Below are 403 nucleotides of genomic sequence, written 5' to 3'. Positions count from 1 at the left end.
CTACAAGCGCTCCGGTGGTGACTGGGGCAAGTCGTTCAGCTGCTACTACTCGGGCAATTTCGAGACCGGCTTCCGTCATGGCTACGTGCAGAAGATCTACGACTCGATCCGCCGCGGGCAGCAGGTCGCCAGTAATGGTGTCGCACCGATCGACGTGGTCAGTCGGGGGGAGCGCCGCGCGGTGAAGGTCGAGCATCACCCGCAGCTGGCTTCGCCGGCGCAGGCGCGCATCGTTGCTCAATCCAATGGCCCCGTGTACGTGCCGTCGGAAGATCCCGCACGCGCCTATGTCGTGTACCCGTCCACCGGGGCGATGGCGCGGGGCAGCCTCCTGAACATCGCCGACCAGGCACTGTCCAAGGTGGTACTGGGTTCGGTGGATCGGATGATGCAGCTGCAGGCG

1 protein-coding gene is annotated in these 403 nt (G+C 65.0%); it reads left to right on the top strand.

Annotated features, from left to right (window positions below):
• Positions 1–403 (top strand): lysozyme family protein (locus JZ791_RS44465; RefSeq protein WP_216904028.1); only part of this gene is annotated, 403 nt, incomplete at both ends.

The sequence above is a fragment of the Nocardia alni genome (assembly GCF_019038435.1).
Taxonomy (GTDB): domain Bacteria; phylum Actinomycetota; class Actinomycetes; order Mycobacteriales; family Mycobacteriaceae; genus Nocardia; species Nocardia alni.
Note: the sequence above shows the minus strand (reverse complement) of the source record. Positions and strands in the feature narration are given on the sequence as shown.